Origin of the sequence: Thiothrix subterranea (genome assembly GCF_016772315.1) — a bacterium.
Lineage (GTDB): Bacteria > Pseudomonadota > Gammaproteobacteria > Thiotrichales > Thiotrichaceae > Thiothrix > Thiothrix subterranea.
In genome coordinates, this window is the sequence record NZ_CP053482.1 from 2,482,174 (window position 1) to 2,508,827 (window position 26,654).

Genomic DNA, 26,654 nt, shown 5'->3' on the forward strand with positions numbered 1-26,654 from the left:
GGTTATTCCTCCGCCTCTTGCCACTTGGCTTTGAGGGCAGCAACGCCTTTGGTGGCAATGCGGCTGTCGGCTGGCAAGCCGCTGATGGTGGCTTGGCTGTCGTTTTGTTGCACAATTTTGACGGCGGTTGGGGTGAAACCTTCGGTGCTTTCGGTGAATACATAGGCTTGATCACCCGCCCAGACCAAGCCGCTGGTGGGGATGCTGGCGGCGGCGGCATCGGTATTGCTGCTGCTTTGCAAGGTGACTTTGACGGTTTGCCCCGGATGTAGCGTGGTGCTGTCTTCCTGCGTTATATCCGCTCGCACGATGACGTTTTGGGCATTATCCAAAGCGGGTTGCAAGGCGCGAACCGTGCCGCTGAGTTGGCTGTCGCGAATGGTGACGGTTTGCCCCGCTTGCACGTCTTTGGCTTGGGCGGGAGTGAGGGGAATTTCTAAACTGAGTTGGCGCAAATTGCCGATTTTGACCAGCGCGGCGGGGGCTTCGACCCGTTGCCCCGGTTCGACCATGGTTTCCAGTATCCAGCCGCTGATGGGGGCGGTTAGGGTGATTTCAGCGCTGTCGCTGCCGGGTTTAACGCCTAGCAAGCGTAAGGTGGCAATCGCGGCTTCCTGATCGGCTTGCGCTAACTTTACGTCGTTTTGGGTCAGCAGCCAGGTATTTTTGGCGATTAACCCTTGATCTGCCAGCCGTTGGTCGCGGGCGGCATTGTCGGCGGCGAGTTGGTATTTGAGGCGGGCTTGCAGGTATTGGCGTTGCGCTTCCACCACGTCGGGGGAGGAAAGCGAGGCTACTTTGTCACCAGCCTTCACGGTTTCACCGGCTTGATGCAGTAAGGTGGTGATTAGCCCATCGGCGGGTGCGGCGACCACGCGCACACTGGAGGGCGGTAACATCACTTGCGCATTCACTTCCAGCGCGGTGTTGGCGCTGGCGCTGCTGGTGAGTGGCGTGACCTCGATGCCGAGCGCACTGCGTTGTTCCGCTGGCATGGGAATAATGACGGCGGCGGTGGCGATGCTGGGAAGCAGCAAGGCTAAGCTCAATAGGCTAGGCGTTATTTTATGGAACACGGGCATTCACTCTGGTTGGGTCTTGATCAGAGTATATTAGCCTATATTAATCTTTGGCAGGCGGCAAAGGGTCAGCCGGAGGCGTTTTAGGGCATTTGCCCTACTGTTGATCAGTTCAAAAAGTCTTCAAAGAACCACGCGGCGAATTCGTGTCGCCCGTTCAGCCCCGATTTGCGGTAGAGGGCAATGGCTTGCTGGCGCACGGTTTTTTCCTTGGTGTTGCGGATGGCAGCAATTTCTTCAAAGCTCAAACCTTTCAGCAACAATAGCGCAACGGCTTTTTCGGTCGGGCTAAGTTCCCAAGCGTCGAGTTGTTCGTGGATGACCACGATGTAGCCTTTGCCCGCTTGTTGCAGTTTTTTGTGCAGGTCGGAAATACGGGTGTGGGAATGGTGTAACTGGTGGTTAAGGGCTTCGATTTCCTGATGTTTGCGGTAGTTTTCCCAGAGCAAATAGCCTACGCCCGCGAAGGAGATGACCACAACGATGGCATCAACGCTCATGTGCAAAGCATGGCGATCCGCTTTTTGCACATCAAGGGTAAAACCGTAAGTGTGAAGCACGGCAACGACAAACAGTAGGCCGATAATGAATAAATCTCTTGCACGAAACATGTTGGTATAGGCCATTGGGCTGTGAAGGGAAGAGCGGTGATTTTAGGGGATGCGCTGGCATCTGCAAAGTAAGGAATAGATTTTCAGCTTCATTTCAGGTTGAACCGTTACAGTCCCGCGCTTTTCGTAATACAGATAACAGAGAATGGGATTGTTCAGCATGAAAATGAAAAAGAGTACGGCGGCAGGGTATGTGGTCACGTTGTGTTCCTTATTGGCACTTGCCGGTTGTGGCGGTGGTGGCGGCAATGGTAACAGCGCGAGCAATGCGACGGGCGGTAATGGCGATGGCGGCGCACCCACCGAGTCTTACATTGATTACCTTGCCAGCCATCATGCGGCTTACACCAATACGGGCACGGCGGAAAATCCGAGCGCTCGTTTTGAGGATACCAGCTATTCCCTATCATGGCTGATTGCCACGCAAACGGCAGAACAAGCCGAAAACCTCCAGAAACACATCGAGTTCATGGGAACGTCTATGGCGAATGGCGGCAATCCCCGCGAGTGGGATAAGCTGTTCTTAGCCGATGCCTACATGAAAACCGAACACCGTTATGAAACGCGGGTGTCGGTTTCTGGGTATAATGTTTTGGTTGAAAAAGTCGCTACCGATGCGTGCGCTTATCAGCTCTTAAAAGCCCATGCGACGGGCATCAGTGGCAAGTTTTTTGAAGGCAATATCAAAGTGGATTTCAGCCCACTCGCCGAAGCGGTCATTGCCAGCGAAGCGTGCGCGATCGACCGCAGTGCGATCGAGACGTATATTGCGGCACGGTTGAAACCCGTTCCCAAAGGTATCCAGAAAAACACGTAACGTTAACAGGAAAGCCATGCGCCTATTATTGGTCGAAGACGACACCGAACTCAGCAGCAGTTTGCACACGCGCTTGAAACGTGAAGGCTTCGCGGTGGACATTGCCAACAATGGCGTGGATGGTGAATTCATGGGCGACGAAACGCCTTACGATGCGGTGATTCTCGACCTCGGTTTGCCGCAACGCAGCGGGCTGGAGGTCTTGCAACACTGGCGGCAGCGCGGCAATCGTGTGCCGGTGATTATCCTCACCGCACGCGATGCCTGGCACGAACGGGTGGACGGTTTCAAAGCCGGGGCAGACGATTACCTCGGCAAGCCGTTTCATTTTGAGGAATTGTTGGTGCGGGTGCAGGCGTTGATTCGTCGTAATTTGCAAGCGGCAGTTCCCGACCAAAAGCTGCATTGCTGCGGGCTGCAATTGGATGAGGCACACCAGCAAGTTACCACGCCAGCCGGTGAGGTTTTCGAGTTGACGGGGACAGAGTTTCGTTTGTTACGCTATTTCATGTTGCACCCCGGTCGGATTCTCACCAAATCACGTTTAACCGAACACGTTTACGAGCAAGATTTTGACCGTGATAGCAATGTGATCGAAGTCTACGTGCGCCATTTGCGCCGCAAGTTGGGGGATTGGCGTATTCAAACGCGCCGTGGGCAGGGGTATATTTTTATTGATCCTGACAAGCCGGAGCTACCCGTATGAAGTCGTTGGAACGTCAGTTGCAGGTCAATCTTGCAATTATTTTGGTGTTGGTGATGGCGTTGATTTGGGGGGTAGGGCTGGCGTTGCCCTGGTTTTTTGAAGGAACAACGCAAAATGTGCATTCGGCGGGGGTGGTGTTTGTGCCAGACGCGACGCAACACCGTCCGCAGCGTTTCAAGTGGTTATTTCCGTTATTGGCGGCAGCGGGTATTGCATTGATTTTGGTGATTCAGGGTATTGTTATCCGCCGAACTTTTCGACGTTTGGATTACATTCGTGCGGAATTACAACAGCTTGATGCGGGCAATATCAATAAGCTCAATGAGGCCGTGCCTGCGGAAATTTACCCGATTATCAAGGAATTCAACCATCTGTTAAGCTTGATGCAGGAGCGTTTGGAACGTTCCCGCAATGCGTTAGGCAATCTGGCGCACGCGCTGAAAACCCCGCTCAATTTACTCACGCAACACCTTGATGCTGACATATCAGCGACCAGCCATCAGCAGGCGCAATTGCAAGCCGAACGCATCCGCCAATTGACCGAGCGTGAACTTAAACGTGCGCGTATGGCAGGTCTTGGTAATACCACGCAACGCTTTGACCCGCGTGTGGAATTGCCCGTGCTGGTGGAGGTGTTGGCACAGGTACACCACAAATCCCCGCGCTGCATTACGCTGGAGATTGCCCCGACGATTACCCGTTTCGGCGACCGCGAAGACATGCTGGAATTGCTGGGAAATTTGCTGGATAACGCCTGCAAATGGGCGCAGCAACAGGTGTGTTGCCAAATCAGCCGTGTCGCGGGCAAAGTGCAGATTAGCGTGGAAGACGATGGCAACGGGCGCACCGAGGCTGAATTACAGCAAATGGCGGCACGCGGGGTGCGGCTGGATGAAAGCGTCGAAGGCCACGGGTTGGGGCTGTCGATTTGCAAAGACATTACCAAATTGTACGGTGGCACGTTGGTGTTTGCGCGTTCCACGCAACTGGGCGGCTTGCGCGTAACGGTTACGTTTTAAACCAGTATCTTTTAAACGGCTTGTTGCAATGCTTGTAAGGTGGCGGGATACAAGGTTTCCAGTTCCGTGACCAAGGCATTAACGCCGCTGGCATCGCCACTTTCGCCTTTGTGTTGCAAGGTTTTGCAAAGGTCGCTCATTTGCACCGCGCCGAGGCTGACGCACGAACCTTTGAGTTTGTGGGCAGCTTTGCCGAGTTCGATGAGGTTGCCGCTGTCGGCGTGTTGGCGAATATTGGTGAGCATCGCCGGGGTGGTGCTGCCAAACAGTTGAATGAGGCGCGGTAAAATAGCGGCCGGGAGCTGTTGGAGTGCTTCAGTAGCTACTAATGGCATGATTGGCTTCCTCGCGAGGCTGATAGCGGTTGTTGGGTGTGCACCAGTATTGCAGGGCGATTTCGACAGCTTCGGGCAATACGGGTTTGCTAATGTAATCATTCATCCCTGCTTGCAGGCATTCTTGCCGGTCGCCTTCCATGGCATTCGCGGTCATGGCAATGATGATCGGTTGTTGATCCAGCGGGAAATCCGCGCGAATGCGGCGGGTGGCTTCGAGGCCGTCCATATCCGGCATTTGCATGTCCATGAAAATCACGTCGTAGGCTTTTTTGCGCAGGGCTTGCAGGGCTTCGAGGCCGCTTTCGGCAAGGTCAACTTTGTAAGCCATTTCATCCAAGATGGACGAGGCGACAATTTGGTTGATGGGGTTGTCTTCTGCTAACAGAATGCTGAGTGGCAAACGTTCGCCCAATTTGAGGGGGGATTTTTCTGGGCGATTGCTGACCAGATTGAGTTCTCCCAATACCGTCATGAGGCTGTCAAATAAACGGCTGCGGGTCAGCGGCTTGGTAAGGTACAGGTTGTAGAGTTCGCGCACCGTTTCTTTGGGGTGGCGGTCATTGGGGGGCGCAATCAGAATCAGCGGCAATTCTTGCTTGCTGAAGCGTTGGCGAATGTATTTTGCTAATTCCAGTGGGGCATCGCCGGGCAAGTTGCTTTCGATGAGGGCAATGTCATAAGGCTTGCCGATGGCGAGGCGGCTGATGGCATCGGCAGCGGTGCTGGCAGTGTCTACGCTCGCACCCCAGCCATGGCAAACGTCTTGCATGGCTTGGCTGCTGGCGGGATTATTTTCTACCACTAACAGACGCTTGCCGATAATTTCAGGGATATTGGTGTGCAAAAACGGTTTGAGTTTGCCGTTGGCTTGGCGGGTTTTGATGGTGAAATGAAAACGGCTGCCGACGCCTACCGTGCTTTCTGCCCAGACTTTGCCGCCCATCATCTCGACAAGGTGGCGTGAAATCGCCAGCCCCAGCCCTGTGCCTTCGTGCCGACGGCTGAGGGTTTCATCAGCACGGCTGAATTGCTCGAAAATGTTTTCTAGCCTGTCGGCTGGAATGCCGGGGCCGGTGTCGTTGATCTGGAATTCGAGTTCGTAAGCGTCATTGTGATGGCTGCGCGGGATAACAAACACGGTGATTTCACCGCTGTCGGTAAACTTGATGGCGTTACCGATTAGATTGGTTAAAATTTGCCGCAAACGCACCATGTCGCCTTCGATGAACAGCGGAATAGACGGCCCCACGGCATAAGCCAGTTCCAGATTTTTTTCGAGGGCTTTGGCATTGAGCAGGTTGAGAATTTCTTCAATACACGCACGTAATTCAAACGGTTCGCGCTTGAGATCGAGTTTGCCCGCTTCAATCTTGGAAAAATCCAACACGTCATTGATGACGGTGAGCAAGTGTTCGCCGCTGAGGTGAATGCTGTCCACGAATTCGGTTTGCTTTTTGCTCATGGGCGTATTCATTAGCAAGCGCGTCATGCCGATCACGCCGTTCATCGGGGTGCGGATTTCGTGGCTCATGGTGGCGAGGAAGCGGGCTTTGGTTTTGACCGCATCTTCGGCGATTTTTTGCGCCGTTTGCGCCGTTTGGGTCATGTGTTGGAAGCGCGTCGAAAAATACAAGCGGCTAATAATCAGCAACACAATAATGCCCAGTGTTCCCCACAAGGCGCGTTGTTTTAAATACGTGAGTTGTTCCGCCATCTGTGTGGTGCTGGCATCGGTACTTTGGATGGATTGCAGAATGGTATCGCCAATTTCTTGCCCTAATTGATTGTCGATTTTTTCAATTTCTGCCATCAAATCCTTCGCTTGATTGGCGGTATCGCGTGCATCCGCCGCGAGTTGCCGCCAATGCGGGGAGTTCAAGCCTTCTAGCTCGGTACTAAGGTTGGACATGATGCCAATGACTTCTTCGTAGTTGGCTTTCAGGTCTGGGCGGTCATCAATTGGCCAGACGGCTAAGAGTTGTTGACCTTGTTGTTGCAATGTTTGGCTAAGTTGGTGCAACAGCGGCAGATTATCCGGCGTACTGTCGGGGTTAAACGCAAACTTGAAGAATTCATCGTTTAACTGGTCAAACGTTGCGCGTTGTTGATCAATGGCGGTTTCCAGTTCGAGCTGGCGCATGAATGAGGCATGGGATTGCTGCAACGAGGTATTCGACACCTGCATATTCTGGCGCACTTGGCTGGATATGTCGGTGAGATGAAACCACAGCAATACGGCAATAATTCCCAACAATGCGATAAGAAACGTACTGTCAATAATTTGCAGTATCCGTAAGTTATTGAAAACGCGCATAATCAATTATTCGTTGTTATTGTGGGTGTTAAAACGCAAAAGTCAGTGTCTCTGAAATAAAGTGATGGGCACTGTCATCGTGGTCAAACACTGCCACTGCGCCTTTGACGGGATTGCCTACGGTGAATTGCACATCATCCTCATGACCCGTATTGAGCTTGCGGCGTTGTTCCAAAGACCAGCGTCCGTCTTTCCATACGCCTTTTGCTTTGACGTCATCGGCTCCGGCAGGGAGTTTTTCCTGTGGAACGTATTTGGGCATTAAGTCTTGTTGTTTTTTAAAATAGCGTTTGGTTGCATAGGGTTCAACGCCCATGTCGGTAGGGCGATTGATGTATAAGTTTGAACCGTCTGGCAAGGTGGTTTTGTACGATTCAGCCATGGGCTGTTTGCTGATGACGGTGATTTTGTCATGGCTAATGCCGATGGGGTTGGTACGTGCCGCTTTCCAGTTCCACATATCAGAGGTGAATTCTTTGCCAGACAACCAATTGGCGTCGTAATCACCTTCCATGGCAAATTCCATGGCAAAGCGGTCTTCGAGTTGGGAGCCTTCGACGTATTTTTGTTGGGCTTCATCCCAAATGCTGGGTTTATGCTGAATGTCTTGGGTGCTGTCTTCCCATTCGGTGTGGAAAAAGACTTCATCGCCGAAAACGCCCGCTTTCAATAAGACGGTTTTGGTGCGTTCAGGTTGACCGACATAGGTGAGCTTGATCGTACTGGCAGCAATGTCTTGCCAATCCTCGGCTGAACCGTCGAGTTGGGGCGCGGCTTTGAGTGTATTGATCTTGATCGTTGGTGTTTCAGCATGAGCCAAGCTCAGTGTGCTGCATAAGATGTAAGCTGATGCCATCAGTAATGGGTGTTTCATGCGCTGTATCCCCGCTTATTTTTGAATGTATTAGTAGCTGCGTGAACATTGTGTCTAGTATTTATCAGAATGGTATCAATAAAACTATTTAATTGAAATAAGTTATTTTTGGTCAAAAAAAAGCCCCGTAAGTCATTGACTGTACGGGGCTTTTAAATATTGGCGGAGAGAAAGGGATTCGAACCCTTGATACGTTGCCGTATACACACTTTCCAGGCGTGCTCCTTCGACCACTCGGACACCTCTCCGCGAGATTTTACACAAGGGCAAAATCAAGGGCGCAATCGTAACGCAGCAGCCGTGGCTTGTAAACCGTGGAACCGGATTTTCACGCGGCAGGGCGAAATATGCAGTTGGTCGGCTAAGGTTCGACAGCGTGGCGGGGATGCGCTAGAGTGAAATACGGGGTTCATAACAATAAATAAAAGCTAAATAAACAGCCATGGCATTGATTCCAACATTTCAAACATTCATACGCTGGTGGGGTGAAGGCTTATACAACGGTCTCCCTAACGCCGCTCGCAAACTGTTTCGCACCGCCTTGCCGCGCTTGGTCTTGCACACGCACGACGGACACAGTGTCGATGTGCAGTGGTCGCAGGACGGCAAATCACAAATGCGCGGTCAATTTGCATTACAAGGTGGCAATACTCAACACAGCGATTTGCTGCCCGCTGCCGCTAACGGCAAGCCTTATGAGGTGGAATTGTGTTTGGGGAAAAGCCAAGTATTGGCGCTGCAACACCATTTCCCGGAAGCCGTTAAAGAAAATCTGCAACAAGTATTGAGTTATCAATTGGATCGCTTGACGCCGTTCACGGCTGACAGTGCGCTGTTTGATGCGCGTGTGGCGCAGCACGATAAAGGCCGCAAAGAAATCCTTGCGGACATTTTTGTAGTTCCCAAGCATGTGGTGGAACGCTTTAACCGCTTATTAGCCGATATTGGGGTAGAGCCGGTGCGGGTGGTGTCGGTCGCAGGGGCCGATAAAGGCATTAATCTCGCCGCTCGCCAAGATTCTAAGAATACACAAGGTTGGTCGCGGATTCCGCTGTACGCTTTTCTGGGGGCATTGGTGCTCTCGTTGGCGGTGCCATTGGGTTATAAATACCGCCGGGTGGATCAGATTGAAACCGCCTTAGCCGAAGTGCGCAGCAATTCAGCGGAACAATTGGCGATTCGTGAAAAGCTGGTGGCTGCTGAAGAGGCACTAACCTTTATAGAGTCAAAGCGCAAAACCTCACCCATGGCGTTGGATGTGGTGGAAACCCTGTCGGCAATGATTCCCGAACATACTTGGTTGGAACGTTTGGAAATGCAAGGCGATAAGCTGGAAATTCGTGGCGAATCGGGGATGGCATTGAGCCTCATTGATACGTTGGAAGATGCGGCTGAGTTTACCGCAGTGCGTTTTAAATCGCCTGTGACCCGCAATAAAGACAATGGGCGTGACCGTTTCCATATCGAAGCGACCTTGGAGGTTCCTCATGCTGAATAAGGCATTCTGGCAGCAGCATCAGGTGTTGCTGGCCTGGAGTTTATTGGCGTTGTTGCTGGTCATCGGGCTGTTTCTGGTGGTGATTCCTAGCGTGCAAAAGTCGTGGGAGTTGAGCGAACGCATTGAAACCGGCTATGAACAGCTTACCCGCTTTCGGCAAATGGCAGCCGCTACGCCGGAATTCATGGCGGAATACGAGCGCGTGCAGCAAAACGGTTTGGATAAATTGTTTTACCCCGCAGGCATGACCTCGGCGCAGGTGGCCAAAGAGTTGCAGAAGAATCTGGCAACCGTGATTACCCGTGACAACGGCGTATTGCTGAGTTCGGAAGTATTGGATGCGCAGCAAACCGAGGCAGAGCAAGCGAATACCGCGTATCAACGGGTGATGGTGAAAGCGGTTTTTCAGAGCGAACCGGCGTTATTGCGTGAAGTCTTGCATCAGGCGTATCAAGCGCGTCCGCTCATGTTTGTGGAAAGCCTTGATGTTAAACCCATGGGTTCTGAGGACGAAAAAACGCAAATGGTGAAAGCCGAAGTGCAAATTTCAACCTATTGGCGCGGCGGGGAGGTGCAATATGAAGCGCTTGATTAAACCACCGATACAATCTTTATTGTGGTTGGGTGCGGCAGTATTGTTAGGTAGCACCGGCTGGAGTTTGGTGAGCCTGAAACTGTTGGAAGCCGAACAGTCGCAGCAATCCAGTGCTGTCAGTGTGAAAATCCCTGATGCCAGTGCGCTGGATGCGCCCGATTTAAACCGTTATGCGCAAATGGTGAGTGCTCCCTTGTTTTGGGAAAGCCGCAAAAAAATAGAACCCGAAAAGCTGGAAGCGCCGGTGATTGTGTCCACACCTGTCGATACCACGCTACCGGAAGGGCGTTTGATCGGCATCGTGGATTTGGGCAATAGCTTGTTTGCCATGATGGAAAATGCAGCGGGCGGCACGGTGCAGCTACGCACCGGGGATACCTGGGGCGCTTGGGCGGTGAAGGGCATTGATCCTGACCGTGTGTTCTTAGCACTTGGCGATCAGCAGCAAGAAATTCCGTTAGTGGCGGATTTTTCCGCGCCGCAAGAAAACCCGCAAATGGCACAAGCCCGGATAGTGCGGCAGCAAGTGGTCGCGCAACAGCAGGCAGTGACGCAACCAGCCGCCGCCGCACCGTTACCATCCACCTTGCCAACCGCGAATGCGGCGAATATAGCGAATATGGCGGCAGCGGTGGGGATGCCATTTCCGGCGGATGCGCAAAAGCAGCCGCCTGCGTTATCGGTACAAGATGCGTTGGAGGCACGGCAACGTTTGATGGCTTCACGTTGGGGCGGTTTAACCGGTGAGAACCCGGCGTCAGCACCGCCACCCTCACAATAGGCATAAATTATCCGACAAACAGTACTTTTTATTAAATTTACAAACCATTAGTATAAGTAAAATCAAACCTGACGGCGTTAGTTAGATCGGGTCTTAGAATAAAAATAAAAAAATGGGGTTAGCTTTGTGAAACACAAGAGCAGCATTGTAGGGCTGGTCAGCGTAGCGGTACTCATGTCCGCTTGCACATCCATCAAAGGCAGTCCGGGTTATCGCAACAATATCAAAAGTGCCGGTTTCCAGCGCAGTAACGCAGTGAAAGAATTGGAACCCGCTGCCGTCGGTCTATCACGCCCGGTGTTGCGCCCAGCCGACACGGGCGGCATCAAAACAGTCGGCTATCAAGAAGACAATCATGTAACACCTGCTTGGGATTCGATGTCAGCGGGTAATGCCACCTCGCGCTCTGGAAAAGACGCAGATGTGGAATTGATCCTCGGTAGCCAAGATTATTACCGTACTGATGTGAAACGTCCCGCCGCCGCTGCCAGTAAACGTGGCGATGAAGCGGGCATTGCCCTCAATTTCGAGCGTGCCAGTATCCGTGAAGTGGTGAAAGTGGTGTTAGGGGATATTCTCAAAGAAACCTACACCGTGGAGCCGGGGGTCGAGGGCGAAGTGACCATCAATTCCACTGATCCGATTGATCGCAGTGCCTTAATTCCTACCTTAGAATCCTTGCTGCAAAGCCAAGGGGCGGTGCTTTATAAAGACGATACCGGCAATTATCGGGTCGCGGCGCGTGCCAATCTGAAGGGGCGTGGTTTTATGCCATCCACCGGTCAGATTAAGCCTGGTTACAGTATGCAGGTGGTAACGTTGCGCTATATCCCGGTGGCGGAAATGCAAAAAATACTGGAACCACTGGCCAGCCCAGACGCCTTTGTGCGGGTTGACCCAAACCGCAATATGTTGGTATTGGCGGGAACTAGCTCCGAACTGGCGAATTTAATGGCGACGATTAAGACCTTTGACGTGGATGTGCTGAAAGGCATGTCCGTCGGTTTGTACCGTGTCAAAAACGTCGAAGCGGGCGTGGTGGCGAAAAATCTGGATGCGCTGTTTGGGGAAAGCGGCAATAGCCCGATGGCAGGCATGATTAAAATCATGCCGATTGAGCACATGAACAGCATTATGATTATTTCTGCCAACGCCGATTACTTGAAGGATATGAAAGACTGGGTAGACCGTTTCGATCAGGCCAGCCAAACGGCGGGTCAACAATTGTTCGTTTACCACGTGCAAAACGGTAACGCTGAGCACTTGGCGGATATGCTGAATCAAATCTTTGGCGGCAAGAAAAGCAGCAGTGGCAAAAGCGCTTTACCGGGGAACAATGCATCCAGCCTTGCGCCGGGCTTAGAGCCAGCCACCGTGGGGGCTGATGGTCAGCCGGTGGCGGCTGAACCTTTGAAAACCATGTTGGGTGATTCCGGCAGTGGCGGGGTGAGCATTAACCCGGATGCGGAAGTACGCATCGTGGCAGACAAGACCAACAACTCGTTGATGATTATGTCGACCGAAGATGCTTATCGCCAGATTCAGGAATCGCTCAAGCGGCTGGATGTGATGCCGATGCAGGTGCAAGTGGAAGCCTCCATTATGGAAGTGACCTTGACCGATGGCTTGGAATACGGTTTGCAGTGGTATTTCAAGAATGACGGCAACGCCTTTGGTTCTAATGGTGTTGGTGGGCTGGCTTCGGGTAGCAATGGTTATATGACACCGGGTGGCTTCTCGTTCTCGGCAACCTTGGGCGCGGAACGGGTGATGGGGGCGCTGAATGCCTTGGCACGGGAATCGAAAGTACGGGTCTTGTCATCGCCGTCGATTTTGGTGCTGGATAATCAGACCGCTTCGATTAAAGTGGGGGATCAGCAGCCGGTGTTTACGGGCAGCCTTTCTTCGCCGAATGGCAATGGCACGAGCTTGACCACGGCGACCACGGTGCAATACAAAGACACCGGGGTTTCTTTGCAAGTGACGCCGCAGGTGAACAGCAACGGTTTGGTGAAAATGGACATTCAGCAAGACATTACGGACGTGGGCGAAATTGATTCCGCCACCGGCAACCGCAGTTTCTTGCAGCGTAATATTAAAAGTACGGTCGCGGTTAAAAGCGGTGAAACCATTGTGTTGGGCGGTTTGATTCGCGATAACAATACCCAAGGGCGCAACGGCGTGCCGGGTTTGAGCAAGGTGCCGGTGGTGGGTAATTTGTTCAGCGCGAATAGCAGCGGCGGCAAACGCACCGAATTACTGGTGTTGATTACCCCCACGGCGATCAAGAGCCAGCGCGATTTGGTCAAAACCGGCGAGGAAATGCGCGAACGTATGCAGGGTTTGATGGATGGCGATAAGTTTTTACCGCAATTGAAGGGGCAATATGTTGATTAAAAATACAGTCTCTGTGTTGCTGGCAAGTGCATTGCTGGCAGCGTGCAGCCCAGCAGAGTCGGTGCTGACTGGGTACGCAGAACAACGTTGGGATGCATTGATCAAGGGTAATCTTGAGCAGGCATACGGGTACTACACCGAGGCGTTTCAAGCCACGACGCCGTTTGATGTGTTCCAGCGGAATACGCCGAGCACCGGGTTGTGGAGCAAAGCGCAGGTGCAAAAAGTCGAGTGTGAAGCATCCGGCAAGCGCTGTTCGGTTGATGTTAAGGTCACGGTGTCGTTGAAAATGCGTGGGCTAAGTCAGCCCGTGGATACCAGCGATATTGTGAAAGAAACATGGATCAAGGACAGTTGGTTTTCAGACTGGCGGTACGTGAAAAAGTAAAGGTATTCATTAAAAATATTGATTAATAACGTATAATGATTGAGTCGTTTTCAGGAATGTGTGAGTCTGAAAATCCGTAAATTTAAACAACAAATCTTTCAATACTCCGTCAACAATATATAAAGATAGAACAAGGAGGCACGTAAGTGTTCAAGAAAAATAAAGTCGCCATCAGTGTCGCAACTGGCATTCTTGGCATTGTGGGGGGCATCACGAGCGTTCAGGCAGTGCATGTTAATCCAGAAGGCACGGGACAGGTTCTGCTATTCCCTTATTTTAATGCGCAGGAAGGGTATGTCACCAATATTAATCTGGTGAACTCCACTGATCAAACCAAAGCCGTCCGTATTCGCTTTAATGAAGGGAAAACCAGTAAAGACGTATTGGACTTCAACATTTATATGTCGCCTCAAGACGTTTGGACTGGCAGCATTCAAAAAGACGCTAACGGTGTTGGTTCGATTTCCACGACTGACCGTAGCTGTACTTACCCAGAGGAAATGGCTGCTACTTGTGCGGATCCGGGTTGTGAATCAGAGCAAGCCTTCAAAGGCTATCAGATGTTCACTAACGTGACCGCTGAAGATACGTTGGAAGGCTATGTCGAAGTCATCGAAATGGGTGAAGTCAAGGATGGCGCAATCGCAGCCGGTGCATTACACAATGCTGGCAAACCGTCTAACTGTAGCGCTGTAGCCAACGGCGCAGTAAAATTATCCAGAACTGGTTTGAACCCACCGGCTGGTGGTTTGTTTGGTTCCTCCGCAATTATTGACGTTGCCAACGGTACGGCTAATGCGATTGACCCGGTAGCGTTGGACAATTACAGCAAAAGTTCACAGCATACATTGCCTGATGATCCACTGAACTTTGATATTCCATCGTTGGCTTCCGGTGATGTCATGACCAGTGAAGTATTGGTTCCCGGTGCGAATAACAGTAATCCAACGTGGGTTACAACGCTGTGGAATAAACTGGAAAATGACCCTTGTTTAAATGATGGGGATCCGATTACACCGGCTTGCGGTTTGAACCCGTATCCAGTGGCTCATGCCTTATTGTCTCGCAATATTATGAATGAGTACTTTGTTGATCCATCAACGGGTTATGATGGTCATACTGACTGGGTAGTGACATTCCCAATGAAAAAATTGGGTATCTTCAACCGTCACAGCGAAGAACAGTTGACCAAAGTTAAGGTTCTGGATTCCAGCAATAAGCCGACTGGCGAATACGTGTGTGAAGACGCCCACGGTGCACAAATCAAACCGCAAGATTTAGGCAATAACGATTGCAAACGTTATCCTGATGTGCGGGCTTCATTCGACCGTGATATTTATGACCGTGAAGAAACCCGTATTAAAGATGCAAACTTCTCACCTAACGTCTTTATCCCGCGTGTCTTAGAACGTGAGGTCAATGTATTGACCTTTACCAGCAAAGACAAAGACTATAATTCCACTAAAACCGCCTTAGTGAGCAATCACATGTTGCCTGCGGGTAAAACACGTACTGCGAATGAGAAGGGCGTGTTGGATCCGGCTGGCAAGTATGACTTAGACGATTTCGTCAACGTTAATAACTTCGTCAGTGGTTGGTCGCGCATGACGTATGCGAATGACTATTGGCTGAGCATGTGGTGGCCGCATACTGAAACTCGCGTATGTAAAGTGGATTACAAAACTGGGTTGATCCTAAATACCGCACCCATTAACCCGTACAAAACATTAATGACGCAAGATAATAGCGCACATTATTTGGCATTGGATGGCACGGTATTGGTGGACAATGGAATGCGCCCATTGGTTGATCCTAAAACAGGTAATGAGCTGGTCGATAAAGATGACAAAGCCACGACTTGGTTGGGTTCTACCAGCGAACGTTCCAATACCAATGACACCTTGCCGTCTTGCCCGTGGGAATCGGCAGATAACGGGTTTGGTATCACCAACGGTATTTACAATGGTGTGCCTAGCACTGGTTTTGCCTTGATTCAAGGCAATGTGAAAAGCGGCGCGACTAGCTTGTTTGGTGACGTATTGCCACACAAGAAGACACAAGGCACTGATACTTATATCCGTGTACACAGTGAAAGCGATGCGAAGTAATGTTTACTGTTAAGTAATGATTTCTTGGTTCGATTAGGTTGAGACAATGGCTTCCCTTTAATTTATTAGAGGGAAGTTTTTTCGGTTTTGCTTGCTGAATAACTATGATGAAACACCAATATCTCGTATTGTTGTGGTGTGCTGTTGCACCCTTAATTTGGGCAGATGATACTGCATCTGTATCGCCATGGGTTTTTAAAGACTCACAAATGACTTTTTCAGAGGATTTGTTAAAGCCTGCCTTGGCATTCCAATCTTTGGATTTGCAGGATATGGATATTGCAACCCGTCAAACCACCCTCCAAGATCTGTACATTCGTGAAATGTTGATCAAACAAGGGATTGATCAAGATGCCGCGCGGCAGGCAGAGTTAGACGAGCGCGTCAATGAGTTTCGTAAAGCGGAACTGTCGCGTTTAGCACTCGAAAAAGCCAGCGAAGCCGGTATGCCGGATTTCACCAGTCGTGCGCAAGAATTGTATTTAGCGCATCAACACGACAAGTATCAATTGCCATTGCGTTTGCGCGTGCGCACCGTGGAAATGCCGATCGTGGGAGACAATCTGGATGCCGTTAAGCAGAAATTAGCTGAAATTCGCACTCAGGTATTAGCCGGTACGTTGGATTTTAAAGCCGCTGCCATTGCCAATTCACCTAGCGCTTCGCATAAAATGCGCGAAGGCGATTCATTTTGGTTTCGGCGCGGTGAAGTACCGGATGCTCTTTATGATGAAGCTACTAAACTTGGTAAAAAAGATCCGTTAAGCAGTGTATTGGTGTTAGGCAATACCGCTTACTTATTGCAATATTTGGATCGCAAAGAGCCAGAAACACTAACGTTCGAGCAAGTCAAACCCAATATTATTGCAGAGTTACAACGTGAATACCGCACGGACAAAGTGAAACAGTTAACCCAGCAATTGCGTGAACAATTTAAACGTGATGTCACCGTTAATCCAGTTTTTTTAAAGCCGCAAGCTGATGAATAAAACCATTGCCCCAGCATTGCTTTGGCAGTTGTTTCGTCAGGAATTGCGTGAGCGTTATGTTGGCACAGCATTGGGGGTGTTTTGGTTATTAATACCGCCGTTGTTTATGTTGGTGATTTACGCATGGGTATTCGGTGAGATTTTGCAAATGCGCCTAGGGACAAACACCGATTCAGCACAGTTTGCGGCATGGTTATTGGCGGGTTTAACCGCGTTTAATGCCTTGGCAGAGGTGTTAACCCGTGCGCCTGCGCTTCTGATTGAACGGCGGGATTTATTGTTGAATTCGCCGTTGCCGCCTGCGGTGTTGCCGCTGTTGCCGGTGGGCGTTTCGTTGGTATTGGAAGGGTTGTCGGTGGGCTTGTTGTTACTGTGGTTGCTGGTGCAGGGGCGTTTGGAGTCATTGAGTGTGGTGTTTTACCTGCCATTTTTGGGGGTGCGGCTGCTGTTTTCGCTGGCATTTGCGTATGGTTTGGCGGTGTTGGGGGTGTTTTTGCGCGATTTACGGCAGATGATGCCGCCGTTGTTGACGGTTTTGTTGCTGGTTTCACCGATTGTGTACCCGTTGAACGTCGTACCAGAGGGTTTTCAGGCGTGGTTTGCGTGGAATCCGTTGGCGCAATTGGTGGAGGGCTACCGTGCGGCGTTGCTGGAAGGGCGGTTTTTGTGGGAAGCCTTTTTGGGGTTACTGCTACTGGCAAGCGCTAATCTGGCATTGGGTTGGTGGCTGTTCCAGCACTTGCTATTGCGGGCGAGGTATGTGCTGTGAGTACCGATTGGGCGATTCGGTTGACGGTGGCGGGGGTGGCGTATCGGCGTTATGCGCATCCGCGTGATGCCTTGTTGGAATGGGTGTTGCGGCGTCCACGTCATGTGCCGTTTTATGCCTTGCAAGGGGTGAGTTTGCAGGTGCAAGCGGGCGATTCACTGGGGGTTGTGGGCGATAATGGCGCGGGCAAAAGCACGTTTCTGAAAATGCTGGCGGGTAATTTGCCGCCGACGGAAGGTCAGTGTGAAATTCGCGGCAGGCGTTCGGCGTTGCTGGAGTTGGGTACAGGTTTGCAGCCAGAGTTTAGCGGGGTGGACAATGCGCGGTTGGGTTTGGCATTGCGTGGGCTGAGTCAGGCGGAGATTGCGGCGAAATTGCCAGAAGTCTTGGCATTTGCGGAATTGGGTGAGTTTGCGCAGCAGCCGGTGAAAACGTATTCGAGCGGCATGGTGGTGCGCTTGGTGTTTGCGGTAGCGGCGGTGATTGAGCCAGCAGTATTGATCGTGGATGAAGCGTTGTCAGTGGGTGATCAATACTTCCAGAAGAAATCCTTGGATCGGATGCGGGCGATTTTGGGGAAGGGCGCGACCTTGGTGTTCTGTTCGCACAATCTGTATCAGGTGCGCGAAATGTGCCGTCAGGCGGTGTGGTTGGAGCAGGGCAGGGTGCGGATGCTGGGGGATGCGCAAACGGTGGTGGATGCGTATCAGGATAGTGTGAGAGGAAGAAACCCCTCCCAATCTTGTCCCTCCCCTGACAAGGGGAGGTTAGGAGGGGTTTCTTTACTCGCCGTCACACTGAACCAAGACACTTTTCAAACCCACGATCCGTTCCGCCTCAGCATCCAAGCCAGCCAAGGCGATCGTCCGCTTGCTGATGTTCACGTTGGGATTGTGATTCGCCGTAACGATGATGTGCAATGTTATGGCATCAGTACCTTGCACGATGGGGTGCAAATGCAGCCGCTGGCGGATGGTATCGTCGCGGCAGAATTTGTGATTGAGCGTTTGCCATTGTTGTCGGGTGATTATTGTTTGGAAGTGTGGCTGATTGATGGCAGTGGGGTGCATGTTTACGATTCGCGGGAACGTTGCTGCTATTTTCGGGTGCAACAAGCGGGGCAACATCAAGGCGTAGGCATAGTGGTGTTGCCGCACCGTTGGGAAAAGGTGGGCTATGCGCTGGCGAGCGGATGATTTTTCCTTGCGTTATCAGGTGTTATTGCCGCTGTATGCGCACTTGCCGCCCGTGTTAGGTTATGGATTGGCGGCGCAACAGGCGACGATTTTTCGGCGTAACAAGGCAGATGAGGCGGCGTCGATTCGCGCCCAAATGCGCAGCGCATTGCCTGAAGCGAGTGACGCACAACTCGCGGGTTGGCTTGATGATTATTACCGCATGGTGGAGCAAGAAGCGCTGGATACCTGGTATTTGCAACACCAGCCGATTCAGCAAATTGTGGAGCTGGAAGGCTTTGCAGCCATTGCAGCGGCGCGGCGACAGGGGAGGCGGGTGCTGTTGACGGGTGGGCATTTCGGACGGTTCTGGATGGCAGGGCCTGCGATGCGAGCGCACGGTTTTACCACGGGGACAATTACCCGCGACGGGGGTAATACCAATAGCCACGGCTTGCACCCTGCGGAATACCGTTACCGTTTGTTTAAGTTGCAGCGTTTGCAGCAAGCCTTGGGCGGCACGTTTTTGGTGGAGGGGGACGAGTTGCGTCCGCTCTATCGGGCATTGAACGATCACTTAATTGCATTGATTTTTGATGTTCCATACACAGAAGCGCATAAAGGAAGAGTGACAGTTAATTTTATAAGCGGTACTATTGACCTGCCTGCCGGTATTTATCGAATTGCAAAAAAAACCAAGGCAGTGATCGCGCCATTCTTTATGCGTGATTTGGGCGGGGGTCGGGTGAGAGCAGAATTTTCTGCGTTACTGGATCCGTATGATTATGACGAAACAGTATTGATGCAACAGCTTGCCAGTCAACTGGAACAGCGGATTCGGGAAAGCCCCGGTCACTGGTGGTTATGGCCTGCACTGCCTCTGCTACGGAGCAATAATAATGACTCAGGTGATAGCTCACTCGCTGGATGACAACCATTCCCATAGCCAAATTGTGCGGCGCGTGCCGCGTTATGCCCAAGTGCTGGAGCTGGGGTGTGGCGATGGCAGTATGTCACGTTTGCTGCGTGAACGCTGCGAAGCGCACATTATCGGCATTGATCATAACCCCGATATTGTCTGGCAAGCCCAGCGCTATTGTGATTATGTATTCACCGAAGATTTGGATGACCCGCACAGCCTCGATGCGCTCGAAGGCGAAAAATTTGACGTGATTACTTTGGTGGATGTGTTGGAGCATCTGCAACACCCCGAAGCCTTGTTGCAACGGCTCAAACCCTTGTTGTTGGATGAGGGGCAAATATTGATTTCAATCCCCAATATTGCGCATTCCTCGGTACGCTTGGAATTATTGAACGGGCGCTTTGATTACGAAACGGCCGGTATTTTGGATGCCACCCACCTGAAGTTTTTCACCGCCGAAAGCGTGCAAGCGTTGTTGGAAGATGCCGATTTTGTGGTGAATGATATTGACTATACTTGGCATGATTTGCCGGATGAAGTGATCACGCGCTACCTGAAAGCCGCAGGCTTGGAACCGACTCCGGCGGCGTTGGCAAAGTTTCATGAGCCGGATGCCATTGCGTACCAGTTCATTATTTCCAGCAGCCCTTTGGCTTCGGAAACCGCACGTATCGCGGAAAGAAGCAGTCAGGCGCAGCACTTAAAACCGATTGATGCGTCTTGGCAAACGTGGGGGCGGATGCATTCGGAATTGGCATTGGCTCACGCTGAATTGGAGCGGGTGTATTCGACCCGCAGTTGGCAGATGCTACGCCGTGGGGCAACGGCGTGGCGCAGTATTCAGTCACGATTCACGCTGGAATGATACAGTGATGGTTGATTAAACCGTAATAATTATAACAAGTTGGGGTATGTTGTGGTTAAGGTCAGTGTGATCCTGCCAGTATACAATCATGCTCGGTGGGTACAGCAAGCGCTGGATTCGGTTTTGGCGCAAACGTTTAGCGCGTTCGAGCTGATTGTGATTGATGATGCTTCAACCGACGACTCTTGGGCAGTGATTCAGGCCGCGTGTGCCACACAGCCGGATGCGCGGGTACGTTGCTTTCGGCATGAGCATAATCAGGGCGCACCGGCAACGTTAAATGAAGGGTTGCGGCTGGCACAAGGCGACTACCTCGCAATTCTGAATTCCGATGATGTGTGGGATGTCACGCGGCTGCAACGGTTGGTGACGCTGGCGCAAAGCCAGTCGCTGGATTTTATTAGCACCGATGTCGCGGTGCTGGATGCCGATTCCCAACCGAAAGAAGCCGCCGAGCCGCATTGGGTAGCGTGGTTTGAGGGCTTGAAACAACACTACGCTACACACGCCGATACTCAGGCAACTTTATTGCGCGGTAATTTTCTGATTACGACTTCCAATTTCTTTTTCCATCAGCGGGTGTATGCGCAATTAGGGGGCTTTTCCGAGTTGCGTTATGTGCACGATTACGAGTATGCCTTGCGGGTGCTGGAAGCGGGGTTTACGGTGCGTTTTCTGCACGGTGAGAAGTTATTGGGCTACCGTTTGCATGAGAGCAATACCATTCGGGAAAAGCCGTTGGCGGCGATTGAAGAAAACATGCAATTGCTGTTGCGTTGGTTGCCGCATTGTTCCTCCCTTGATAAGGGGAAGCTAGAAGGGGTTTCTTCCCAACTTCAGGATTTGTACCGTTATACCCGCGAAGAATGGCTGACGCTGGTGCATCAGCGGTTGCAGGCGCGTGAGCAGGAATTATTGCCATTGATTCACGACCGTGATGGCTGGATTGCGGAACGCGACCACATTATTAGCGCGTTACAGCAGCAGTTGGCACAACACCGGCAATGGCTGATGGAACGTGATATTTGGGTGGCACAGCGAGATGGTTGGATTACTGAGCGTGATACCTTGATTCAGCAACAAGCGGCTGAATTAGCATTGCGTGAACGTTTATTGGTCGAGCGGGATGCTTGGGTGGCGGAGCGCGATGGCTGGATTGCGGAACGCGATACTTTGATTCAGCAACAGGCGGCGATATTGGGGAATCAAGCACGGTGGATGACGGACAGAGAGCAATGGATCGCTGATCGTGATGGCTGGATACGCGAACGTGACACTTTGATTCAACACTTGCAACACCAACAACAGGTGTTGCGCAACAGTCGGGCATTCCGTTTAGGCGAGGCGTTGTTAAGCCCCTTACGGCGTTGCAAGCAATGGTGGAGCGGAGGTGATGTATGCCTGAAAAGCTGATTGTACGCGATTGGCGGCACGTTCGGACCTGGCTGGAACCGCGTCTCCACGGTATTCGGATGATTTCCTTGGATATTTTTGACACCGTGCTGGGGCGTTACGTAGGCGACCCCGTTGAAGTGCAACACGCTGTCTGTCGCGCAGTGAGTGCGCGTACTGGATTTGCGGCGGAAACGGTGTGGCAAGCGCGGCAGCAAGCGGAGCAGGCATTGCGAGCGGAAGCGGTGCAAGCGGGTTTTGACCATGAATGTTGTTACAGCGATATGCTTACCCGTTGGGTGGAGGCGCTGGGGTTGGAGGCGGATGCGACGTTAGCGCCGTTTATCCGTCAAACCGAATTGGATTTGGAAGCCGCTACCTTGCACGTCAAACGCGATGCGCAGGTATTCATGGATTGGGTGCGCGAACAAGGCATTGAAATTATCGCCATCTCCGATATGTATTTGGATGGCGAGATGTTGCACGAATTGCTGCTACGCCTTGGCATTGTCGATTATTTTACCGCTGTGTATGTCTCGGCGGATTTTAAGCTGGGGAAATACAGCGGGCGATTGTTCGAGAAAATGTTGCAAGTCAAAGGTTTGGCGGCGCAACAGGTGGTGCATATCGGTGACAATCCGATTTCCGATCGGCGCATGGCGTGTCGCACTGGCATTCAAGGCATTTGGCTGTATGAGAAAGCCGAATTGCGTCGCCGCGAACGTCAAACCTTGTCCGCACAAATGGCGCAACGTGGCGGCATCTGGCAGGGGCGGCATTTTTTTGAATGCGTGGAAACCCGTAGCCATCAGCGAGACAGTTTGAAACCGCGTGATTTCTTTTTTCGCTACGGGCGTGATGTGTTAGGGCCAGCGTTCAGTGTGTTTATGCAGGGCTTGCAGGAACGTTTGCAACAGCAAGCGAATGCAGGCAAGCCGTTGGAAAAGCTGCTGTTTGTGGCGCGTGATGGGTTTTTGTTTGAGCGTTTGTATCGCACCACCGGGATGACGATTCCTGCTGAATACGTGTATTTGTCGCGCCGCGTGATTACCGCCGCAGCAACGGCTGACGGTTTGACGCGCGAACAGGCGGTGGTGGCGTTTTATAACCCGAAACAACAGGGCTTAGCATCGGTTTGCAAGGTATACGGTTTGCCGGAAGCGGCGTTGCAACCTTTGGCAACACGGCACGGTTTTGTGGATTTCAGTGCGCCGCTTCACGATTGGGATGACGTGCGCTTGCAGCATTTTCTGCAAGATCAGGATGTGCAGGCGATTATTCGTGCCACGGGTCAGCAGCACCGGGCGTTATTGCAGCGCTATTTGGAGCAAGTGGGTTTCTTTGACCATCGGCACATCGCCTTGGTGGATATTGGTTGGAATGGCACGGTGCAGAAATTCCTCAAGCAGGCGTTTGGGGCGCGTGCGGATTTTCCGCAACTGCATGGCTATTACTTTGCGTTTGTGCCGAAGTTGTACGCGGATTTTGGTGAGAATAATACCTGCGAAGGCATTGTGCACGATTCACGGCGTGGCAATGCGTGTGAGCGGATTCCGGCAGAGTTTGAGGAGATTTTTGAGCAAGGGGCGCGTTCGCACGAGGCCACCACGATTGCGTATGCCGAACAGGATGGGCGGGTTGTGCCGGTGTTGAAAGCGGATACTGCCCCGGATCGGCACGCGGAAATATTGTGTAACCCCTTGGTGGCGCAAATGCAGCAAGGCATCTTGCACCATTGGGAGCATTTTCGCGCTGTTCAGCAACTGACGGGGTACGCTAGTCAACAATTGTTGCCTTATGTGCATGGTTTACTGGAGCGTGCGGTGGTGTACCCAACGACAGAAGAAATCCGGGAGTTGACGAAGTTGGTGCATACCGAAGATTTTGGGCATGACCATGTGTTGGTGCTGGCGAATCAGGCGGTGGGTTGGGGCGATTTATTACGCCCGCGTCGTTTGTGGCAGCGCTTGGAAATCAGTGCTTGGCGTTATGCGCTGTTTGAAAAAATTCCTACCGGCATGGCGAATTTCGCGTTTCGTGTCGCGTATTTGCACGCCGTAAAAAAATAATAAAGGGGCTGTTATGGTCGTGAGTCCATTGAAATTGTTCGCGTATGCGTTGGCGTTTCGGTTTTCATCGGGGCGGGGGCGCTGTTTTAGTCCGGGGATTAAAGCCATGCTGATTTGGTATGGCACGCGCTTGCGTTTGGCAGTGCTGGATCGGGCGGCTGCTAAATGGTGGCGCGGGTGGCTTGAGTCGGTGTGATGATGGATAACGCACGGGTACAGATTTTACTGTCCACCTGGAACGGTGAGCGTTGGCTGCCGGAGTTATTGGCTTCGCTGGAAAAACAGACGTTTCAAGATTGGCAATTGCTGGTTCGGGATGATGGCTCGACCGACCAAACGTTGCGCATTTTATTGAAATGGCAAGCAGCACACCCCGATAAGTTGGCGGGTTTGTTGCTGGATGGCAGTCATTTGGGGTGCAAGCTGAGTTTTAGCCGTTTGGTGGAAGCCAGCACCGCGCCGTGTCTGATGTTTTGTGATCAGGATGATGTGTGGTTTCCCGAAAAAGTGGAACTGCAATACACCGCGTTGCGGCGTTTGGAAGGGCAGTACGGTGAGGCAACGCCGCTGTTGGTGCATTCGGATTTGGTGGTGGTGGATGAGGCACGCGCCATACAAGCGGTATCGTTTTGGGATTACCGCGATTTTGAGGTGGCGCAGCGCAAGCAGGCGTATTTGCTGAACAATGTAGTGACAGGGTGCGCCACGGCATTTAATCGCGCCGCAGCAGAGTTGGCGTTTCCAGTGCCATTGTATGCGCTGGAGCATGATCGCTGGTTGGCGTTGGTGTGTGCGTGGTTTGGGCAAATACAGGCATTGCCGCACCCTTTATTGCTGTATCGCCAGCATGATGAGAATGCGATCGGGGCGGAACCTGCCACTGTCAATGGCTTAAGTGCACGGGTGGATGGTTGGAGTCAGCAAGCGGAAGTGTTCTTGCACCGTTTTGGCGAGCGGCTGAATGCCGAGGATTTCAAATTGGTGACGGCAGTGGCGGGGCTACGCTATTTGCACGGTTGGAAACGGCGGCAACACATTTTACACCATCGGCTGTTCAAACCGGGTGTATTGAATAATGTGGCGCTGCTGCTATTTGCATAACAACAGGGGAGATACCATGACAACAATAATTCAGCGCCCTGATGTGGCAGTGATCGTGTTAACTCGCAATGCGGGGCGTTTGTGGCCGGAATGGATTAAGGCGCTTCAGCACCAAACCGTGCAGGCCGGGCGTTATTTGGTGATTGATTCACTCTCAGAAGACCACACGGCTGAACTGGCTGCGGCAGCAGGTTTGGAAGTGCAGCGGATTCATCCGCGCGACTTTAGTCACGGTGGCACGCGCCAGTTGGCGACGGAATTGTGCCCTGATGCGGAATTTCTGGTGTATTTGACGCAAGACGCCATCCTCAAACAAGCGGATTCGCTGGAACAATTGCTCAAGCACGCCGCTGACGATAGCCATGTGGGCATGGTGTACGGGCGGCATTTACCGCGTGCGGATGCGGATCATTTAGAACGTCATGCGCGTGGCTTCACTTACCCCGCTACGTCTTCGGTGCGTGACCGGGAAAGTTTTAAAACTTTGGGGTATCGGGCGGCGTTTGCCTCGGATGTATACGCAGTGTATCGGGCGAGTGCGTTGCGCAGTATCGGTGGCTTTCCCGAACACATTATTGTGAGTGAAGACAGTTATGTGGCGGCGCGGTTGTTGCTGGCGGGGTGGAAAACGGTGTATTCGGCGGAAAGTACCGTGGAACATTCGCACCGTTATTCGTTGGTGCAGATTTTCCGGCGTTATTTTGACGTGGGAGTTTTCCATGCGTCGGAACAGCCCTTGATGCAAGCGGTGGGTGCGCCCGATCGTGAGGCGGGTACGTATGTGCGTTCGCTGATTCAGTATTTATATGTGCGTCAGAAAGGGTTATTGCCGCTGGCGGCGTTGCAGACCTTCGTGAAATTGATGGGTTTCCGTTTGGGGCAGCGTTACCAGCAATTACCCGCCAGTATTTGCCGGATGATTAGCGTGCAACGTGCGTATTGGAGGAGAGAAGAGGGCGTATGCAAGACGCCCCTACGGGTAGGAATGGGTAGGGGCGTCTTGCATACGCCCTCTTTGGGTGCGCTTAAGCACAAAAAGTGTGATAAAACAGCAAAAAGTTTGTTACAGAATCTTGACAGAGAACAGCTTGAATATTAGTATATTCATATATTGTTCATTACCGATTTAACACTCCTCCATCCTCCTTTGGTGGTAATTGCGCGGCTCACACGGGCCGCGTTTTTTTATTTTGAATACGGTAGTTTTGGTCGCTGGTTTTTTCATGTGCTTGTCTCTTTATTGTTGCCTCTCCCTTGGTGTGAGGCATTTTTTTGTCGAGAGTTAAGTGCTAAACACTTGAGAATTTCCAGCATTTCCCCTAGAATGCCGCGTTTCTTCGTTCCCCCACCTTCTCAAGGTTTGGGGCGGATCGGCAAAACAGATTTAAGAAGTGGATTGAGCAAGATGAAAACATTCAGTGCAAAGCCAGCTGAGGTAAAACGCGATTGGTTCGTCGTTGATGCCGAAGGCAAGGCGCTAGGCCGTTTGGCCTCCGAAGTTGCCCGGCGTTTGCGTGGCAAGCACAAGCCAGAATATACCCCGCACGTTGATACTGGCGACTATATCGTTATTATCAATGCTGACAAAGTTGGTATCACTGGTAACAAAGCCAAAGACAAAACTTACTATCACCATACCGGCTATATCGGTAATATGCGTGCTTTCACCTTTGAAAAAATGCAACAGCGTGCACCGGGTCGAGTCATTGAACTCGCTGTCAAAGGCATGTTGCCAAAAAATCCATTGGGTCGCGCCATGTACCGTAAGATGAAAATTTACGCTGGCACAGAACATAACCACCAAGCACAGCAGCCACAAGCGCTGGACTTTTGATCGGGCAGGAATG

The 26,654-nt window shown here is 51.8% G+C and carries 25 protein-coding genes and 1 tRNA gene; 20 read left to right on the plus strand and 6 right to left on the minus strand.

What is annotated here, in order from left to right; all coding sequences use genetic code 11:
• Positions 1–2: 2 nt before the first annotated feature.
• Both HMY34_RS12240 and HMY34_RS12245 read right to left on the minus strand, forming a co-directional pair.
• Entirely contained in the window at positions 3–1,082 is a 1,080-nt protein-coding gene (locus tag HMY34_RS12240) for an efflux RND transporter periplasmic adaptor subunit (protein ID WP_202715768.1), read from the minus strand.
• 104 nt (positions 1,083–1,186) lie between these two features.
• Positions 1,187–1,690 (minus strand): helix-turn-helix transcriptional regulator, encoded by a 504-nt coding sequence (locus tag HMY34_RS12245; protein ID WP_202715769.1) that lies wholly within the window; start codon positions 1,688–1,690, stop codon positions 1,187–1,189.
• Between the two features lie 160 nt (positions 1,691–1,850).
• On the opposite strand from HMY34_RS12245, the gene HMY34_RS12250 reads away from it, so the two are divergent.
• From HMY34_RS12250 to HMY34_RS12260, 3 genes are read left to right on the plus strand one after another with little or no spacing between them, the layout of a single operon-like run.
• Positions 1,851–2,507 carry a hypothetical protein gene (locus tag HMY34_RS12250; protein WP_202715770.1) on the plus strand — a complete coding sequence of 219 codons (657 nt, stop codon included), beginning with the start codon at positions 1,851–1,853 and terminating at the stop codon, positions 2,505–2,507.
• Positions 2,508–2,523: 16 nt separating this feature from the next.
• The gene (locus HMY34_RS12255) at positions 2,524–3,213 is read left to right on the plus strand and encodes a response regulator transcription factor (RefSeq protein WP_202715771.1); all 690 of its coding nucleotides are present in this window, start codon (positions 2,524–2,526) and stop codon (positions 3,211–3,213) included.
• Positions 3,210–4,232 carry an ATP-binding protein gene (locus tag HMY34_RS12260; protein ID WP_202715772.1) on the plus strand — a complete coding sequence of 341 codons (1,023 nt, stop codon included), beginning with the start codon at positions 3,210–3,212 and terminating at the stop codon, positions 4,230–4,232. The genes HMY34_RS12255 and HMY34_RS12260 overlap by 4 nt, the downstream gene beginning before the upstream one ends.
• 11 nt (positions 4,233–4,243) lie before the next feature.
• Here the strand turns inward: HMY34_RS12260 and HMY34_RS12265 are convergent, their stop codons facing one another.
• From HMY34_RS12265 to HMY34_RS12280, 4 genes are all read right to left on the minus strand, one after another.
• Positions 4,244–4,567 carry an Hpt domain-containing protein gene (locus tag HMY34_RS12265; protein ID WP_202715773.1) on the minus strand — a complete coding sequence of 108 codons (324 nt, stop codon included), beginning with the start codon at positions 4,565–4,567 and terminating at the stop codon, positions 4,244–4,246.
• Positions 4,548–6,884, minus strand: a complete 2,337-nt coding sequence (locus HMY34_RS12270; protein WP_202715774.1) for a hybrid sensor histidine kinase/response regulator — start codon at positions 6,882–6,884, stop codon at positions 4,548–4,550. Before HMY34_RS12270 ends, HMY34_RS12265 begins: the two co-directional genes overlap by 20 nt.
• Before the next feature lie 28 nt (positions 6,885–6,912).
• The gene (locus tag HMY34_RS12275; RefSeq protein WP_202715775.1) at positions 6,913–7,758 is read right to left on the minus strand and encodes an ethylbenzene dehydrogenase-related protein; all 846 of its coding nucleotides are present in this window, start codon (positions 7,756–7,758) and stop codon (positions 6,913–6,915) included.
• A 160-nt stretch (positions 7,759–7,918) separates the two neighbouring features.
• A tRNA-Ser gene (locus HMY34_RS12280) sits at positions 7,919–8,006 on the minus strand.
• A 194-nt stretch (positions 8,007–8,200) separates the two neighbouring features.
• On the opposite strand from HMY34_RS12280, the gene HMY34_RS12285 reads away from it, so the two are divergent.
• From HMY34_RS12285 to rplM, 17 genes are all read left to right on the plus strand, one after another.
• On the plus strand, positions 8,201–9,256 hold the full coding sequence (locus HMY34_RS12285) for a PilN domain-containing protein (protein WP_202715776.1): 1,056 nt from the start codon (positions 8,201–8,203) through the stop codon (positions 9,254–9,256).
• Complete coding sequence (gspM, locus tag HMY34_RS12290; protein WP_202715777.1) at positions 9,246–9,851, plus strand: type II secretion system protein GspM; 606 nt, start codon at positions 9,246–9,248, stop codon at positions 9,849–9,851. The genes HMY34_RS12285 and gspM overlap by 11 nt, the downstream gene beginning before the upstream one ends.
• A complete protein-coding gene (locus HMY34_RS12295; RefSeq protein WP_202715778.1) occupies positions 9,835–10,632 on the plus strand; it encodes a hypothetical protein in 798 nt (265 codons plus the stop codon). The genes gspM and HMY34_RS12295 overlap by 17 nt, the downstream gene beginning before the upstream one ends.
• 126 nt (positions 10,633–10,758) lie before the next feature.
• Positions 10,759–13,029 (plus strand): type II secretion system secretin GspD, encoded by a 2,271-nt coding sequence (gspD, locus tag HMY34_RS12300; RefSeq protein WP_202715779.1) that lies wholly within the window; start codon positions 10,759–10,761, stop codon positions 13,027–13,029.
• The gene (locus HMY34_RS12305) at positions 13,019–13,417 is read left to right on the plus strand and encodes a hypothetical protein (protein WP_202715780.1); all 399 of its coding nucleotides are present in this window, start codon (positions 13,019–13,021) and stop codon (positions 13,415–13,417) included. The genes gspD and HMY34_RS12305 overlap by 11 nt, the downstream gene beginning before the upstream one ends.
• Positions 13,418–13,563: 146 nt before the next feature.
• Positions 13,564–15,525 (plus strand): hypothetical protein, encoded by a 1,962-nt coding sequence (locus HMY34_RS12310; protein ID WP_202715781.1) that lies wholly within the window; start codon positions 13,564–13,566, stop codon positions 15,523–15,525.
• Positions 15,526–15,734: 209 nt separating this feature from the next.
• The gene (locus HMY34_RS12315; RefSeq protein ID WP_202715782.1) at positions 15,735–16,514 is read left to right on the plus strand and encodes a peptidylprolyl isomerase; all 780 of its coding nucleotides are present in this window, start codon (positions 15,735–15,737) and stop codon (positions 16,512–16,514) included.
• Positions 16,507–17,283: an ABC transporter permease gene (locus HMY34_RS12320; RefSeq protein ID WP_202715783.1), complete on the plus strand. Its 777-nt coding sequence runs from the start codon at positions 16,507–16,509 to the stop codon at positions 17,281–17,283. The genes HMY34_RS12315 and HMY34_RS12320 overlap by 8 nt, the downstream gene beginning before the upstream one ends.
• Positions 17,280–18,479 (plus strand): ABC transporter ATP-binding protein, encoded by a 1,200-nt coding sequence (locus tag HMY34_RS12325; RefSeq protein ID WP_202715784.1) that lies wholly within the window; start codon positions 17,280–17,282, stop codon positions 18,477–18,479. The genes HMY34_RS12320 and HMY34_RS12325 overlap by 4 nt, the downstream gene beginning before the upstream one ends.
• Complete coding sequence (locus HMY34_RS12330; RefSeq protein WP_202715785.1) at positions 18,460–19,389, plus strand: lysophospholipid acyltransferase family protein; 930 nt, start codon at positions 18,460–18,462, stop codon at positions 19,387–19,389. The genes HMY34_RS12325 and HMY34_RS12330 overlap by 20 nt, the downstream gene beginning before the upstream one ends.
• Positions 19,358–20,245 carry a class I SAM-dependent methyltransferase gene (locus tag HMY34_RS12335; protein WP_202715786.1) on the plus strand — a complete coding sequence of 296 codons (888 nt, stop codon included), beginning with the start codon at positions 19,358–19,360 and terminating at the stop codon, positions 20,243–20,245. Before HMY34_RS12330 ends, HMY34_RS12335 begins: the two co-directional genes overlap by 32 nt.
• Before the next feature lie 51 nt (positions 20,246–20,296).
• On the plus strand, positions 20,297–21,658 hold the full coding sequence (locus HMY34_RS12340) for a glycosyltransferase (protein ID WP_202715787.1): 1,362 nt from the start codon (positions 20,297–20,299) through the stop codon (positions 21,656–21,658).
• Positions 21,643–23,706, plus strand: a complete 2,064-nt coding sequence (locus HMY34_RS12345) for an HAD family hydrolase (protein ID WP_202715788.1) — start codon at positions 21,643–21,645, stop codon at positions 23,704–23,706. Before HMY34_RS12340 ends, HMY34_RS12345 begins: the two co-directional genes overlap by 16 nt.
• Before the next feature lie 13 nt (positions 23,707–23,719).
• Positions 23,720–23,902 carry a hypothetical protein gene (locus HMY34_RS12350; protein ID WP_202715789.1) on the plus strand — a complete coding sequence of 61 codons (183 nt, stop codon included), beginning with the start codon at positions 23,720–23,722 and terminating at the stop codon, positions 23,900–23,902.
• On the plus strand, positions 23,902–24,807 hold the full coding sequence (locus tag HMY34_RS12355) for a glycosyltransferase family 2 protein (protein WP_228287844.1): 906 nt from the start codon (positions 23,902–23,904) through the stop codon (positions 24,805–24,807). Before HMY34_RS12350 ends, HMY34_RS12355 begins: the two co-directional genes overlap by 1 nt.
• A gap of 16 nt (positions 24,808–24,823) precedes the next feature.
• Positions 24,824–25,906: a glycosyltransferase family 2 protein gene (locus HMY34_RS12360; RefSeq protein WP_202715790.1), complete on the plus strand. Its 1,083-nt coding sequence runs from the start codon at positions 24,824–24,826 to the stop codon at positions 25,904–25,906.
• A gap of 306 nt (positions 25,907–26,212) precedes the next feature.
• The gene (gene rplM / locus HMY34_RS12365; RefSeq protein ID WP_202719191.1) at positions 26,213–26,641 is read left to right on the plus strand and encodes a 50S ribosomal protein L13; all 429 of its coding nucleotides are present in this window, start codon (positions 26,213–26,215) and stop codon (positions 26,639–26,641) included.
• Positions 26,642–26,654 lie beyond the last annotated feature (13 nt).